12 protein-coding genes and 1 pseudogene are annotated in these 14,631 nt (G+C 72.8%); 6 read left to right on the plus strand and 7 right to left on the minus strand.

The features are described 5' to 3' along the window. Positions 1 to 46 precede the first annotated feature (46 nt). From rlmN to AB0J86_RS35790, 7 genes and pseudogenes are all read right to left on the minus strand, one after another. Positions 47 to 1,183 (minus strand): 23S rRNA (adenine(2503)-C(2))-methyltransferase RlmN, encoded by a 1,137-nt coding sequence (gene rlmN, locus AB0J86_RS35760; protein ID WP_363862241.1) that lies wholly within the window; start codon positions 1,181 to 1,183, stop codon positions 47 to 49. Between the two features lie 93 nt (positions 1,184 to 1,276). Continuing rightward, positions 1,277 to 2,365: pseudogene (locus AB0J86_RS35765) on the minus strand (phosphatidate cytidylyltransferase); the annotation flags it as partial. 1,287 nt (positions 2,366 to 3,652) lie between these two features. Next, a complete protein-coding gene (frr, locus tag AB0J86_RS35770) occupies positions 3,653 to 4,210 on the minus strand; it encodes a ribosome recycling factor (RefSeq protein ID WP_363862244.1) in 558 nt (185 codons plus the stop codon). Between the two features lie 54 nt (positions 4,211 to 4,264). Next, on the minus strand, positions 4,265 to 5,032 hold the full coding sequence (pyrH, locus tag AB0J86_RS35775; RefSeq protein WP_363862247.1) for a UMP kinase: 768 nt from the start codon (positions 5,030 to 5,032) through the stop codon (positions 4,265 to 4,267). A 209-nt stretch (positions 5,033 to 5,241) separates the two neighbouring features. Continuing rightward, positions 5,242 to 6,072, minus strand: a complete 831-nt coding sequence (gene tsf, locus AB0J86_RS35780; protein ID WP_363862250.1) for a translation elongation factor Ts — start codon at positions 6,070 to 6,072, stop codon at positions 5,242 to 5,244. Between the two features lie 130 nt (positions 6,073 to 6,202). Next, positions 6,203 to 7,030 (minus strand): 30S ribosomal protein S2, encoded by an 828-nt coding sequence (rpsB, locus tag AB0J86_RS35785; protein WP_363862253.1) that lies wholly within the window; start codon positions 7,028 to 7,030, stop codon positions 6,203 to 6,205. A gap of 657 nt (positions 7,031 to 7,687) precedes the next feature. Then, on the minus strand, positions 7,688 to 8,983 hold the full coding sequence (locus AB0J86_RS35790; protein ID WP_363862256.1) for a hypothetical protein: 1,296 nt from the start codon (positions 8,981 to 8,983) through the stop codon (positions 7,688 to 7,690). Positions 8,984 to 9,439: 456 nt separating this feature from the next. Between AB0J86_RS35790 and AB0J86_RS35795 the strand changes: the two genes are divergently transcribed. The 6 genes from AB0J86_RS35795 (at position 9,440) to AB0J86_RS35820 (ending at position 14,589) form a co-directional block, all read left to right on the plus strand. Further along, positions 9,440 to 10,234, plus strand: a complete 795-nt coding sequence (locus tag AB0J86_RS35795; RefSeq protein ID WP_363862259.1) for a serine protease — start codon at positions 9,440 to 9,442, stop codon at positions 10,232 to 10,234. Between the two features lie 352 nt (positions 10,235 to 10,586). Then, positions 10,587 to 10,946 carry a YraN family protein gene (locus AB0J86_RS35800; RefSeq protein ID WP_363862262.1) on the plus strand — a complete coding sequence of 120 codons (360 nt, stop codon included), beginning with the start codon at positions 10,587 to 10,589 and terminating at the stop codon, positions 10,944 to 10,946. A 147-nt stretch (positions 10,947 to 11,093) separates the two neighbouring features. Further along, positions 11,094 to 11,567, plus strand: coding sequence for an SRPBCC family protein (locus AB0J86_RS35805; RefSeq protein WP_363862265.1), 474 nt, complete (start codon positions 11,094 to 11,096; stop codon positions 11,565 to 11,567). A 132-nt stretch (positions 11,568 to 11,699) separates the two neighbouring features. Continuing rightward, on the plus strand, positions 11,700 to 13,181 hold the full coding sequence (locus tag AB0J86_RS35810; RefSeq protein WP_363862268.1) for an alpha/beta hydrolase-fold protein: 1,482 nt from the start codon (positions 11,700 to 11,702) through the stop codon (positions 13,179 to 13,181). Between the two features lie 144 nt (positions 13,182 to 13,325). After that, positions 13,326 to 13,883 (plus strand): TetR/AcrR family transcriptional regulator, encoded by a 558-nt coding sequence (locus AB0J86_RS35815; protein ID WP_363862271.1) that lies wholly within the window; start codon positions 13,326 to 13,328, stop codon positions 13,881 to 13,883. A 46-nt stretch (positions 13,884 to 13,929) separates the two neighbouring features. Further along, the gene (locus AB0J86_RS35820) at positions 13,930 to 14,589 is read left to right on the plus strand and encodes a hypothetical protein (RefSeq protein ID WP_363862274.1); all 660 of its coding nucleotides are present in this window, start codon (positions 13,930 to 13,932) and stop codon (positions 14,587 to 14,589) included. Positions 14,590 to 14,631 lie beyond the last annotated feature (42 nt).

Below are 14,631 nucleotides of genomic sequence, written 5' to 3' on the forward strand. Positions count from 1 at the left end.
TATGTCTCCTGGTTTGTTCGCTCGTCACGCCGCCCACCCGGCTCGCTCACATCGCCACCTCCGCAGCGGCGAGCTGCCCGCACGCACCGTCGATCTCGCGGCCCCGGGTGTCCCGGACCGTGGTCGACACGCCCGCCTCGCGCAGCCGCCGGACGAATTCCCGCTCGACCGGCTTGGGGCTCGCGTCCCAACGGCTACCCGGGGTCGGATTGAGCGGAATAAGATTCACATGGGCCAGCCGGCCGGCCAGCAAGCGACCCAGCAGGTCGGCTCGCCAGGGCTGGTCGTTCACGTCTTTGATCATTGCGTATTCGATCGACACCCGACGACCGGTGCGATCGGCGTAGTCCCAGGCCGCGTCCAGCACCTCGGCTACCTTCCAGCGCTGGTTGACCGGCACGAGTTCATCGCGCAGATCATCATCGGGCGCGTGCAACGACAGCGCAAGGGTTACCGACAGGTCTTCCCCGGCCAGCCGCCGGATCGCCGGTACCAGCCCGACCGTGGAGACGGTGATGTGCCGCTGGGAGAGCCCGAGACCCTCCGGCGCCGGAGCGCAGAGCCGGCGTACCGCGGCGACCACCCGCGAGTAGTTGGCCAGCGGCTCCCCCATGCCCATGAAGACTACGTGGGACAGTCGCGCCGGCGAGCCCGCGACCGCGCCGGAGGCGGCCACGCCCGCGAGGTAGACCGCCTGGTCCAGGATCTCCGCGGTGGAGAGATTGCGGGTGAGGCCGGCCTGGCCGGTCGCGCAGAACGGGCAGGCCATGCCGCACCCGGCCTGGCTGGAGATGCAGACGGTGACCCGGTCCGGGTAGCCCATCAACACGCTCTCGACCAGGGAGCCGTCGTGCAGCCGCCAGAGCGCTTTGCGGGTGGCGCCGTCGTCGCAGGACTGCTCCCGTACCGGGGTGAGCAGGGTCGGCAGCATCGCCTCGGCCAGCCGGCCGCGGGTGGCGGCGGGCAGGTCGGTCATCCGCTCGGGATCCCGCACCAGCCGCCCGAAGTAGTGGGTGGAGAGCTGCTTCGCCCGGAACGCGGGCTCGCCCAGCTCGGTCGCGAGCGCCGCCCGACCGGCGAGGTCGAGGTCGGCGAGGTGGCGGGGCGGCATGGACGCGCGGCGCGACGGGGCGTCTCCGGCGGGGGCCTTCGGACTGATGGGAATCACGGGCAGACTTGTCATGGCTCATCCAGTCTCCCACGTCGTCGCCGGTACGCACGGGACCGAGGGGCCCGTGGGCGACGACGCCGGCGCGGAACCTCCTCGGCCACCGGCTCAGCTCGCCGGCGCGAAGATCGCCAGCAGCAGGTAGGCCGTCGGTACCGCGAAGAGCACCGAGTCGAGCCGATCCATCAGCCCTCCGTGCCCGGGCAGCAGATTGCTCATGTCCTTGACGCCCAGGTCTCGCTTGATCATGGATTCGCCCAGGTCACCGAGGACGGCCGCGGCGGAGACCGCGAGCCCGAAGACCGCGCCCCGCCAGGGCGCCACGTCGAGCAGCAGCCAGAGCAGCAGCGCGCTGCCGAGCCCGGCCGCCAGCACCGAGCCGCCCAGCCCCTCCCAGGACTTCTTCGGGCTCACCGACGGCGCCATCGGATGTTTGCCGAAGGCGACCCCGGCGGCGTACCCGCCGGTGTCCGAGAGCACCACCGCGGCGAGCGTCACGAGCACCCGCAGGTCGCCGTCCGGCGGTACCGCCAGCAGCGCGGCAAAGCCGCCGAGGAACGGTACGTAGACCGCGATCAGGGCGATGGCCGTGACGTCGCGCTGGAAGTTGGCCGGCCCGTCGCCGAGTCGCCAGACCATCGCGGCGAGCACGGTGACCAGCAGCCCGAGGCTGAGCGCGTCCGGGCCGGCGAACCAGGCCAGGCCCACCATGATCAGGCCGCCGGCCACCAGCGGTACCAGCGGCGGGCGCGCCTCGCTGCGCCGCACCGCCCGGACCATCTCCCAGATCCCCACTCCGACCGCGACCGCGATCACGGCGAGGAAGACGGGACGCAGCAGGAACAGGGGTACGACCACCAGCGCGCCGAGCCCGAGCCCGACGCCGATCGCCGCCGGCAGGTTGCGGCCGGCCCGACCGGTCGAGGCGGGCTGGGTGGGCGGACGGTCGCGGGTCGCCCGGCGCCGGCCGGGTCCGTGCCGGGACGGCGGCTCCGGGTCGTCCTCGGCTTCGGCGGGGCGCCGGGGCGGTGGCGCGTCGACCAGCGGCCAGCCGACCGGATCGGTCGGCGCGGCCACGGCGTCGGCCACCGTGACGTCGTCGATCGGGGGGCGCGCCGGCTCGTCACCGGGCCGGTGTGGGCCGTCGTACGCCTCGCGCGGGTGGTCCGGGCGCTCGTCCGCGCCGTCGTACGGTCCGCCCTGGCCGCGCCGGCGACCGGCCGGGCCGCCGTGCCCCGGGCCGCGGTTCTCCGGTTCGCGGTATCCCGGTTCGGGCCGGTGGTGCGGGCCCTCGGGCTCGCCGTACCTGCCGGCTGGAGCGCCCGGGTCACCCGGGCCCTGGTACGGCTCGCCCGGTCCACGGTGCGGACCGTCCGGATACGCCGGGTCGTGGCCGTCGCGTGCGGGACCGTCGTAGCCGCCCGGCTCGGGGCGGTAGGCGCCCCGGTCGTGGCCCGCGCGGTCGTGACCGCCCGGCGGGTAACCGCTCGGGTCGTAACCGCTCGGGTCGTAGCCGGCCGGGTCGTAGCCGGCCGGGTCGTAACCGCTCGGGTCGTAACCGCTCGGGTCGTAACCGGCCGGGTCGGCGTGGGCTGGACCGCCACGCGGGGGCGCGGCCGGGTCGGCGTAGCCGGGTCCGGCGGGTGGCGCGCCGGCGCCGCGCGGATGCCGCGATGCCGACTGGCGGACCGGTCGGTCGGTGAAGGCGTCCGGCCCCGCCGCCGCCGGGCGGGCGCGCGGGCGGGCGTCGTCGCCGGCACCGGCCCGGCGGCCCGCCGGTGGCGCCCCGGCCGGCTCGTAGCCGCGCGGATCGGCCTGTGGCCCGGCCGCGTAGCCGCGCGAGTCCACCCCCGGTGCGGCCTCGTAGCCGCGCGGATCGGTCGCGGGCGCGGACTGGTAACCGCGCGGATCGGTCGCGGGCGCGGCCTCGTAGCCGCGCGAGTCGGTCGCGGGCCAGCCTGGCTCGTCGCGTTCCCAGCCCGAGGGTTCCTCCGGAGCGGCCCAGTCCGGCGCGTCGTCGCGGTACCGGCCGCGGTGGTCGTCGGAGCGGCTCCGGCCGCGCCGGTCCTCGGGACGCGTGCGGGCGCGGGGCTCGGTGCCGCCGGCGTAGGGGTCGAGGTATGCCATCAGACCTCGAACCGGCCCGCTGACAGGCCAACTTTCTCCAGGGTCGCCCGTTGCCGCACCACCAGAAATCAACCCCTACACGCGAATCGTTCACGTCCATCCGGTGCTCGCGTGGGAGCGAGACCCGTCCCCCTCCGGCAACCGGGGAGGAATCCTGACGAGCCTACTGCAAGGAGTATCCGGGGAAGGCGGCCGAGCCGGCATCGCCCACTCGCCGCGCGCCCCCGCCGGTGACCTCCGCCGCCGGCGGTTACGAGAGAACGCCCCGTCCCTCGGGTCCGACCGGGGCGGGGCGTTCTCGTGGCCCAGCGGTCCGTGGCGTACGGGCGTCACGGTCCGCCGCCACCGCCACCGCCGCTACACCTCGAGCAGCTCGGTCTCCTTGTGCTTGACCAGCTCGTCGATGTGCGTCACGTACCGGTGGGTGAGGTCGTCGAGCTCCTTCTCGGCGCGGCGTACCTCGTCCTCGCCGGCCTCGCCGTCCTTGACGATGCGGTCGAGCTCCTCCTTGGCGCGGCGGCGGACGTTACGGATCGCCACCTTGCCCTCCTCGCCCTTGCCGCGGGCAACCTTGATCATGTCCCGGCGGCGGTCCTCGGTCATCTGCGGCAGCACGATCCGCAGCTGGTTGCCCTCGTTGTTGGGGTTCACGCCGAGGTCCGAGTCGCGGATGGCCTTCTCCATCGCCTGGAGCTGCGAGGCGTCGTACGGCTTGATGATCGCCATCCGGGGTTCCGGCACACCGACCGAGGCCATCTGGGTCAGCGGGGTGGGCGTGCCGTAGTAGTCGATCATGACCTTGGAGAACATCGCCGGGGTGGCCCGGCCGGTCCGGATCGCCCCGAACTCCTCCTTGGCGTGCTCGATCGCACGATCCATCTTCTCCTCGGCCTCGAGGAGCGTGTCGTCGATCACCTGGTCCGTCGCCTCCTTCTGTGCGTTCCTGTCGAATTGGAGTTCACGCTCGGCTCACGCCGTGATCAACGTTCCGATCCGCTCGCCGCCGACGGCGCGGATGATCGTGTCGTCCCCCTCGGCGCCGAAGACCAGCATCGGCAAACCATTCTCCATGCACAGGCTGAAGGCGGCGGCGTCGGCGACCCGCAGGCCACGCCGTAGCGCCTCGGCGAAGGTGATCGAGTCGAGCTTGCTCGCGCTCGGGTCGGTGCGCGGGTCGGCGGTGTAGACCCCGTCCACCCCGTTCTTGCTCATGAGCACCACGTCGGCGCGAATCTCCAGCGCCCGCTGGGCGGCGACCGTGTCCGTGGAGAAGTACGGCATGCCGGCACCGGCACCGAAGATCACCACACGCCCCTTCTCCAGGTGCCGGATGGCGCGCAGCGGGATGTACGGCTCGGCGACCTGGGCCATCGTGATCGCGCTCTGCACCCGCGTCTCGATGCCCTCCTTCTCCAGGAAGTCCTGCAGCGCGAGGCAGTTCATGACCGTGCCGAGCATGCCCATGTAGTCGGCGCGGGCCCGGTCCATGCCCCGCTTCTGCAGCTCGGCGCCGCGGAAGAAGTTGCCGCCGCCGACCACCACGGAGACCTGGATGCCGCGGCGGACCACGGTCGCGATCTGCCGCGCGATCGCCTGCACCACGTCCGGGTCGACGCCGATCGCCCCGCCGCCGAAGACCTCCCCCGAGAGCTTGAGCACCACCCGGCGCGCCCGCCCGGGCGGCGGCGCGGTGGGATCGTGCTCCGCCAGGGTCCGGTCACTCACAAGCTGCGTCATGCAACCCGCCTCTCACTCGCGGGCATGCCCGCTGCGCCGTATCGCCGAAACCGCCGCCGCCGGCTCACCGCCGCCGCCGACCCCCCGCCGTTGTTGACCATATGTGACGAGGAGGCCGCGGTGCCTGTCGCGTACACCGGCGGCCTCCTCCTTTCGTGCTTCCCCGGCGGTCCGGGGGACGAATCTCCCGGACCCGCTCAGGAGTCTGTTCAGGCCTGGCCCACCTCGAACCGGACGAACCGCGTCACGTTGATGCCGGCCTCGTCGATGATCTGCTTGACCGACTTCTTGTTGTCGGTGACCGACGCCTGCTCCAGGAGGACGAAGTCCTTGAAGAAGGCGTTCACCCGACCCTCGACGATCTTGGGCAGAGCGGCCTCGGGCTTGCCCTCCTCGCGGGCGGTCTCCTCGGCGATCCGGCGCTCCGCCTCGACGGTCTCGGCCGGCACCTCCTCGCGGGTGAGGAACTTCGGCCGCATCGCGGCGACCTGCATGGCCACGCCGCGCGCGTCGGCGTCGGCCGCCTCGTCGGACTTGCCGGTGTACTGCACCATCACGCCCACCGCCGGGGGCAGGTCCTGGGCCTTGCGGTGCAGGTAGACCGCGATCGTGCCGTCCAGCACGGCGAAGCGGTTGAGCACCAGCTTCTCACCGATCTTGGCGGACTGCTCCTGGACCAGGTCCGCGACGGTACGCCCGTCGGGCAGGGTCGAGGCGAGCAGCTCCTCGGCGTTGCTGACGCCGGCCTGCTCGCCGTGCTCGACGAGCTGCTGGGCCAGCGCGATGAAGTCGTTGGTCTTGGCGACGAAGTCGGTCTCGCAGTTGAGTTCGAGCAGCGCCTTGCCGGAGTGGGCGACCAGGCCGTTCGCAGCGGTGCGTCCGGCCCGCTTGCCGACGTCCTTGGCGCCCTTGATGCGCAGGATCTCGACGGCCTTGTCGAAGTCGCCCTCGGACTCGGTGAGCGCCTTCTTGCAGTCCATCATGCCGGCGCCGGTGAGGTCCCGGAGCTTCTTGACGTCCGCGGCGGTGAAGTTGGACATGACTCTCTCTTCGGTGTGTGACCCAGCTGGTCGAATGGTCTTGCGGGTTACCCCGGAAAAGCCCCGTCGTGCCTCGTACCCGGATCGGGTCCGCCGGTCGCGGTGGCGACCGGCGGACCCGACGGTGAGATCACTCGGCAGCGGCCGTCGCGGGCTCCTCGGCCTTCTTCTCGGTGTCCTCGATCAGGTCGCGCTCCCACTCGGCGAGCGGCTCGTCCGCGGCGACGACGCCCGGCTCCGGCTTCTCGTCGGTGCCGCGCTGCTTGCCGGAACGGGCGATCAGACCGTCGCCGACCGCCGCCGCGATGACCTTGGTCAGCAGCTCGGCCGAGCGGATCGCGTCGTCGTTGCCCGGGATCGGGAAGTCGACCTCGTCGGGGTCGCAGTTCGTGTCGAGCACCGCGATCACCGGAATGCCCAGCTTGCGGGCCTCGTCGACGGCGATGTGCTCCTTCTTGGTGTCCACCACCCAGATCGCGGCGGGCACCTTCTGCATGTCGCGCAGACCGCCCAGCGTGCGGCTGAGCTTCTCCTTCTCCCGCGAGAGCTGCAGGGTCTCCTTCTTGGTGTAACCCTGCGCGGTGCCGGAGAGGTCGCCCAGCGCCTCCAGCTCCTTCATCCGCTGCAGCCGCTTGTAGACCGTCTGGAAGTTCGTCAGCATGCCACCGAGCCAGCGGTGGTTGACGTAGGGCTGACCGACCCGCGTCGCCTGCTCGGCGATGGCCTCCTGGGCCTGCTTCTTGGTCCCGACGAAGAGGATCGTGCCGCCCTCGGCGACGGTCCCGCGCACGAACTCGTAGGCCTTCTCGATGTAGTCGAGGGTCTGGCGCAGGTCGATGATGTAAATGCCGTTACGCTCGGTGAAGATGAAGCGCTTCATCTTCGGGTTCCAGCGCCGGGTCTGGTGCCCGAAGTGGACACCGCTCTCAAGCAGCTGGCGCATGGTCACGACGGCCATGGTGAGGTACTCCGTTCCAAGTCCCTGGTTGTCACGCCCGACCGGCGGGTCGGGCGTCCTGGTGCCTGGTCGCCGGCGGTGTGGGCTCAATCAAGATCGAGACCAGGGGGCCAACGCTTCACGAACCGTGAAGAGGGCACGCGAGGTCGACCGCGTGACGCGGTCGCCAGTCGTTAAGTGTACGCCCCAGCCCGGATCACCAGCGCACAAACCCCGGGCGCCGGCCACCCCGCCATGATCAGCGGGCTCGACCTGGGATCCGAGCCGCGGGCGGTCGTCGGGGCGGCCTCGCCCAGCGACTCGGGGAACAGACCGCGGATTCGCCGGGCGACGGACCGCCCAAATGCCGGATGACGGACCGCCTGCCTCCCGGGCGACGGACCGCACGATTGCCAGGTGACCGACCGCCCGGCTCCCGGGCGACGGACCGCACGATTGCCAGGTGACCGACCGCCCAATTGCCGAGACATAGTGGCCTCGAACTCCCGGAAAGGCCAATTTCCCGGCAGTTGCGCGGAACGCGACGGGCGGGCGTTCCGGGCCCGGACGGGTCGCCGCTGCGGCGACTCAGCCCCCGGCCAGGCCCGGCGCAGTTCCTCAGTCCGCCGCCAGGACCGGTGCGGCCCCTCGCCCGCCGCCAGGACCCGGTGTGGATCCTCAGCCCGCAGCCAGGCCCGCCGCGAGGAAGAGGACCAGACCGACGGTGAGGTACGCGGTCGGCGGGCGCAGCCAGATCCGGTTCGGCTCGGAGAGCGAGCCTCCGCCGGTGGTGAGCCCGTGCAGGCCGATCGCGAAAATCGGCAGGCCCAGCGTGAGGAACATGCCCGCGACCACCCCGCCCGGCACGGGCGGATCCTGCACGAGTCCGCCGATCAACAGCCGGAGCGCCACCGGCTCGAAGACCACCGTGAGCACGGTGAGCAGTACCGCCACGGCCGGGCGGCGGGTCCGGTAGACACCGTCGCCGAGCCCACCCTGGGAGCCCGGGTACGCCCCGGCGGGCGAGCCGGGCACGCTGGAGCCGGGCCCGGTACCGGGTGCCGCGTCCGGGCCGAGCGGCCCGGGTTGGCGGTACGGCTCCGCACCGGCGGGGTCGGCCACCGCCCCGGTACGCGACGCGAGCGGCGGGAGCGCGCCCGTCGGCGCCTCCAGCGCCCGGGTCGGCTCGCCCGGGCGCCCCGGGTCGGCCTCCCCCGGCCGGCCGGTCTCGGCGCCCGCCCGCCGGCCGCCCTCGACCAGCGGATAGCCGCCGAGCGCGCCGGGTCTGCCGCTGGCCTCCCCCGCCGCGCCGAAGTCGGCGCCGTCCGCCGCGCCGGAACCGGGCCCGCCGGCACCGGACCCCACGGCACCGGGCCCGCCGTCGGTGGTCGCTCGCGGGTCGGGCAACGGTACGGCGACGGCCTCGAAACCGGACGGACCGCCCGAGTGGGTCCCGCCCGCCGACGACGCGCCGAAACCGGACGACCCGGGCGCTACCGGTACGGGGTCGGGGAGCACGTCGGGCACCACGCGGAGGCCGGACGGGACGGCGGGAGCCGCCTCGCCGTACCCGGTCGCGGGAAAGCGCTCGTCGTCGCGCGCCGCGGGTTCGGCCGATCCGAGCGGGCTCTGTGGGGCGTACCGCTGGTCCGGTCCGGCCTCCCGCGGGTCCACGCCGGCATGTCGCCCCGCATCCGCGTACCGGTCCGGCTCGCCGGGCAGCCCGGCGCGCTCGTTGTAGCGCTGACCCGGCTCGCCGTAGTGCTGGACCGGCTCGTTGTAGCGCTCACCCGGCTCCGGGTACCGCTGGTCGGCCGCCGCGTGGCGCCGCTGGCCGGGTTCGGCGTACCGCTGGTCCGGAGCCACGTACCGCTGGTCGGGGTCGGCCGACCGCCAGTCGGGCTCGGTGTAGTCACGCTCGCCGGTGTACCAGCGCGACTCCTGCTCCTCGGGGTAGTTGCGTTGCGCGTCCATCGCCGCGAACGGTATGCGACCCGACCGTCCCGGTCCGCATCCGCCCTGGTCGGACGCCGTTTTGGAGATCACTTTTCCGGTTCGGGCCGAACGCCGCCTTCCTGACCGGAATCCCCGGGATGCCCGACGCCCGGTCCGGGGCGGCGCGCCGAAGGGGTTCGGGGCGGCGCGGGACCGGATTCGGGGCGGTGCGACGAGGGATTCGGGACGGCGCGGTACCCGGTTCGGGAGGGCGCGGTACCCGGTTCGGGAGGGCGCGGCGCGCGTCCGCCAGGGGCCGCCCGGAGCGCGTCCGCCAGGGCGGCCCGGCGAGCGTCCGGCAGAGGCATCCCATTGATATGACCGGATCGGGATGGCAACGATCAATTGTCACCGGTCGATTCAACTCCTTACGCTGCCGGCAACGCGATTCGAGCACGCCCACGAGGCGTGCCAATCCACAGTTGGGGAGGACCCATGATTCGCTGGCGCATGCTCACCGGCCTGGCGGCCGCCGCGTTGACCGCGGTGACCGTCGGCAGCTTCACCATTGCGGCACCGGCGTCGGCCGCAGAGGGCGACGTGACCCCGTACGTCGTCGGCGGGACGCGCGCCGCGGAGGGCGAGTTCCCCTTCATGGTCCGACTCTCGATGGGCTGCGGCGGCGCGCTGTACAGCCCGCAGTTGGTGCTCACCGCGGCGCACTGCGTGGGCTCGACCGGCACGAACACCAGCATCACCGCCACCCTCGGCACGGTCGACCTGCAGTCGTCGAGCCGGATCACGGTCCGCTCGAACTACGTCTACCGCGCGCCGGGCTACAACGGCAACGGCAAGGACTGGGCGCTGATCCGGCTGGCCACCCCCGTCACCAGCCTGAGCACCCTCAAGATCGCGACCACCACGGCGTACGACAGCGGGACCTTCACGGTCGCCGGCTGGGGCGCGGCGCGTGAGGGCGGTCCGCAGCAGCGGTACCTGCTGAAGGCCACCGTGCCGTTCGTGAGCGACGCGAGCTGCGACGCCTCGTACGGTGGGGACGTCATCGTCGCCGAGGAGATCTGCGCCGGCTACGCCGCCGGCGGTACCGACACCTGCCAGGGCGACTCGGGTGGCCCGATGTTCCGCCGGGACGCCAACAACGCCTGGATCCAGGTCGGCATCGTCAGCTGGGGCAACGGCTGCGCCCGCCCGAACTACCCGGGCGTGTACACGCAGGTGAGCTACTTCGCCTCGGCGATCGCCTCGGCCGCGGCGAGCCTGGGCGGATGAGCTGAAACGTCCGGCCATCGACGGCCGGACGCGGAGACCGAGCGGCGGCCGGTCGGGGTGCTACCCCGGCCGGCCGCCGCCTTTCCGTCGCCGGTCGCCGTCCGAGTCCTGTCGCCGATCGGTGCGGGGACTCGTCGCGAATCCGGGTCCCGTCGCGGATCGGTGCGTCCGGGTCCTTTCGGGCCGGCGGGCGGGCCGTAGCCAGATCCGGGGCTCGCGCCACAGCAGGTCGGGGCCCGCGCCTTAGCAGATCGAGACCATGATTGTCCGGTCGTCCACAGGGGAGCCCGCCGTCCACAGGATCGGCGGAGCGGGCTGGCCGGGAGCGCCGGACCGGTCCATCGTCTGGGTCATGACGAGGGCGAGACAGGCGGTCGGGGCGTACGGCGAGCGGTGCGCCGTACGGCATCTCGTCGACGCCGGCATGACCGTGGTGGCCCGCAACTGGCGCAGCGATCTCGGCGAGATCGACATCGTCGCCCGGGACGGCGAGATCCTGGCGTTCTGCGAGGTCAAGACGCGTCGGGGCACGACTTTCGGCGCGCCCGCCGAGGCGGTGGGCCGGAGCAAGGCCCGGCGACTGCGGCGGCTCGCGGCACGGTGGCTGGAGCTGCACGAGACGCGGCCACGGGAGGTCCGCTTCGACGTCGTCGAGGTCTTCGTACCGCCCAGCGGCGCGGCCCGGGTCGAGCACATCAGGGCCGCGTTCTGACTCCCGCCACCTCCGCGCATACGGGGCGCGGCATCATGCTTGACACGTGACCAATCAGTCACATAACTTTGCGTCGTGGCCGTCGATGGACAACCGGTCGGCCTCCCCACCCGTTCCGCACCCTCGGACCGATTTGGAGCAGCAGCGATGACGAGCAGCGCGACGCCGGAGACCACCACGCAGGTTTACCGGGTGTACATCAAGGCAACGCCGGAGGCGATCTGGGAGGCGATCACCAAGCCCGAGTGGACGGAGAAGTACTTCTACGGCTCGCGCGCCTCCTACGAGCTGCGCCCCGGCGGCCGGTACGAGTCGCGCGGGCTCGCCGGCGAGGGCGACGATGTGATGGTCGACGGCGAGGTGGTCGAGGTCGACCCGCCCCGCAGGCTGGTCCAGACCTGGCGCGCGACCTGGCTCGGCGAGCTGGCCACCCGAATCACCTGGGACATCAGGGAGGGACAGGCCGGCGTCAGCACGCTCACCGTGACCCACGACGTGACCGACGCGCCCAACACCGCCGCGCAGGTCTCCGGCGCGATCGAGGGCGCCGGCGGCGGCTGGAACGAGGTCCTCAGTGGCCTGAAGACGCTGCTGGAGACGGGCAAGCCGCTCTTCTCCTGAACCGGCTCCTGAACCGGCTCCTGAATCGGCTCCTGAATCGGCCGACCCGGCTGGTCCGTGGCGGGCGCCCCGCCCGTCACGGACCGGGGGTACACCCACCCACCCGCTTCCGATCAGCAGAGGACACCGACGATGACCCCGAGAACGAGGCGAGGACTGCTGCGCGCCGTCCTCGTTCCGCTAGTCGCCGGCGCGCTCACCGCCGCGTCCGCCGCCGTGGCCACGGGCTCGACCGGCACCGGCCCGACCGCAGCGGCAGCGAACGCCGGCGCGCCGAACGGTCCCGGCGCGGTGGACCGCTCCGGCCCGGCGGCGACCCGGCGCAGCTACACCGGCACCATCGGCGGGGCCGACTACCGCGTCGAGGTCCCCGACCGGTGGAACGGCACGCTGGTGCTGTTCAGCCACGGCTACTACGTGGGTTACGTACCGGAACAGATCGCGCTGGCCAACCGCGCCGAGACCGCGAACTGGCTGCTCGACCACGGTTACGCGCTCGCCGCCTCTAACTTCGAGGGCACGACGGGCTACCTGGTCGAACACGCCCTGCGTGACCAAATCGCGTTGCTGGACTGGTTCGAGGCCAACGTGGGGCGGCCCCGCCGTACGATCGCCGCCGGGCAGTCGCTCGGCGCCACCATCTCGGTTCTGCTCGCCGAGCGTCATCCCCGGCGGTTCGACGGGGTGGCGACGCTCTGCGGCGAGTACGACCCGAACGGCACCTTCAACATGGCGCTGGACATCACCTTCGCCATCAAGGTGCTGCTCGCCCCCGACGCCGAGATCGACCTCGTGCGGGCCCGGGATCCGCAGGCCAGCGCGGCGGAACTGCAACGGGCGGTGCAGCGGGCCGCCACCGATAAGGGCGGTCCCGCCCGGCTCGCCCTGATCGGCGCGCTGGGCAACATTCCGGGCTGGTACAACGTGCACGAGCCCGAGCCCACCGACCCCGCCGACTGGGGGCGGCAGCAGGCGAGCTGGCTCGAATGGGCGTACGCCTGGGGGATGGGCCCGACGGGTCGGGCCGACCTCGAACCACGGGCCGGCGGCAACCCCTCCTGGAACGTCGGGATCGACTACGGCCGACAACTGGCCCGCTCCGCCCAGCGCGACCGGGTGCGCCAGGCGTACCGGGACGCCGGACTCGACCTGGACGCGGACCTGGCCCGGCTGGCGAAGGCACCCCGGATCGCCGCGGACCCGCGGGCCGCCGCCTACATGTACCGCTACGGGGTGCCGGTCGGCCGGACGCCCGCGCCGGTGCTCTCGCTGCACAACACCAAGGACGGCGGCGCGGTGGCCGACCAGGAGCGGTGGTACGCCGCGCAGGTCCGCCGCGCCGGCGACCCGGACCGGCTCCGGCAGCTGTACGTCGAGCGCGGCGGGCACTGCGCCTTCAGCGCGGCGGAGGAGATCACCGCGTTGCGTGCCCTGTTCGCTCGCGTCGACACCGGCCGCTGGCCGGAGCTGGCGCCGGACCGGCTGAACGCGGCGGCCGGCGGACACGACGAGCCCTACCAGCGGGTGCTGGACCTGGTGACCCTGGAGGACAGGGCGATGACCCCCGCCTTCGTCCGCTACGCGCCCCCGGCCTTCCTCCGCCCGTCCCGCTGAGCCGACACGCACCGCCCTGGTCCCCGCCGCCGATCTCGGGCGGCGGGGACCAGGACACGCCGGGTTGACGCAGGAAAGCTACTAGCATTAGCCTAAGCGCTATGTTCATTAGCTCCACCCGATCGGCCAGTACCGGCGGCCACCATGCCTAGGGCCGGACTCACCACCGCGCTCGTCGTCGACACGGCGATCGCCGTCATCGACGAACAGGGGCTGGACGGCCTGACCCTCGCGGCGGTCGCCAGCCGCGCCGGCGTCGCCACGCCCTCCCTGTACAAGCACGTCGGCAGCCTCACCGAGCTGCGGAAGCTGCTCGGCATCCGGGTGCTGGAGGAGATGACCGCCGTGGTCACCGCGGCCGTGCTCGGTACCAGCGGGGACAGCGCGGTCGCCGCGCTCATGCGTGCCCTCCGGGAGTACGTCCTGGCCCACCCGGCCCGGTACGCGGCGGCACCCCTCGACCCGCTACACGACCCGGCCCTGGCCGCCGCCGGGACCGGCCTGCTCAACACCTTCCTGGCGGTGCTGCGCGGGTACGGGCTCGCCGACTCCGCCGCAATCCACGCCACCCGCCGGCTCCGTGCCGTCGCGCACGGCTTCGTGTCGCTGGAGGCGAACGGCGGCTTCGGTCTCCCCGAGGACCTGGACGAGACGTACCAGCAGCTGATCGAGATGTTCATCGCGAGCCTGCCACGCGGATGACCACCCGCAGAGCCCTTCCCCGCAACGTTCCCGTCAGGAGTCACGCATGTCCCCCTCACACACCCGCGGCCGGATTCGCGCCGGCGCCCTCGCGCTCGCCGCTGCCGCCGTACTCTTCCTCCTCTACCCGGCCGTGCGCCCCTGGACGGACGAGACCACCACGGCCGGCGCCACGGCGGCCATGAGTTCCGGCGCGTGGGTCGCCTCGCACCTCTTCGCCATGATCGGCTTCGTGCTGCTGCCGCTGGGCCTGCTCGCCCTGCGCGCCGCGGTCGGCCAGACCCGGGCCGAGCCGCTCGCCCTCGCCGCCACCGTGACCGCCTGGCTCGGTGCCGGACTCACCCTCCCCTACTACGGCGCCGAGGACTTCGGGCTGCACGCCGTCGCGTCCCGGACCGCCGGCGGAGCCCCGCTCGATCTGCTCGACCTGGTCGACGCGATCCGATTCGGGGCGGTACAGGTCACCACCTTCGGCATCGGCCTGGTCGCCCTCGGGATCGCGGCGGTCCTGGCCGCCGTCGCGATCTGGCGCTCGGGGATCCTGCCGCGGCACAGCGGCATCGCCTTCGCGCTCGGCTTCGCGCTGTTCCTGCCCCAGTTCTACCTGCCGCCCGCGGCCAGGATCACGCACGGCGTACTGGTCGGGATCGGATGTGCGTGGGTCGCCCTGACGCTGTGGCGCGGCGACCGTACCGGGCGACCGTGACGACCGCGCCGAACGCACGGGCGGCGCGCCGATAACGGCCCC

Origin of the sequence: Micromonospora sp. NPDC049559 (assembly GCF_040676675.1) — a bacterium.
Lineage (GTDB): Bacteria > Actinomycetota > Actinomycetes > Mycobacteriales > Micromonosporaceae > JBFAPK01.

Coding starts and splice junctions, on each gene's coding strand:
- AB0J86_RS35820 (WP_363862274.1), top strand. CDS start 13,930: ATGTCCCCCTCACACACCCGCGGCCGGATTCGCGCCGGCGCCCTCGCG.
- tsf (WP_363862250.1), bottom strand. CDS start 6,072: ATGTCCAACTTCACCGCCGCGGACGTCAAGAAGCTCCGGGACCTCACC.
- AB0J86_RS35795 (WP_363862259.1), top strand. CDS start 9,440: ATGATTCGCTGGCGCATGCTCACCGGCCTGGCGGCCGCCGCGTTGACC.
- AB0J86_RS35805 (WP_363862265.1), top strand. CDS start 11,094: ATGACGAGCAGCGCGACGCCGGAGACCACCACGCAGGTTTACCGGGTG.
- pyrH (WP_363862247.1), bottom strand. CDS start 5,032: ATGACGCAGCTTGTGAGTGACCGGACCCTGGCGGAGCACGATCCCACC.
- rpsB (WP_363862253.1), bottom strand. CDS start 7,030: ATGGCCGTCGTGACCATGCGCCAGCTGCTTGAGAGCGGTGTCCACTTC.
- AB0J86_RS35810 (WP_363862268.1), top strand. CDS start 11,700: ATGACCCCGAGAACGAGGCGAGGACTGCTGCGCGCCGTCCTCGTTCCG.
- AB0J86_RS35800 (WP_363862262.1), top strand. CDS start 10,587: ATGACGAGGGCGAGACAGGCGGTCGGGGCGTACGGCGAGCGGTGCGCC.
- rlmN (WP_363862241.1), bottom strand. CDS start 1,183: ATGACAAGTCTGCCCGTGATTCCCATCAGTCCGAAGGCCCCCGCCGGA.
- AB0J86_RS35815 (WP_363862271.1), top strand. CDS start 13,326: ATGCCTAGGGCCGGACTCACCACCGCGCTCGTCGTCGACACGGCGATC.
- AB0J86_RS35790 (WP_363862256.1), bottom strand. CDS start 8,983: ATGGACGCGCAACGCAACTACCCCGAGGAGCAGGAGTCGCGCTGGTAC.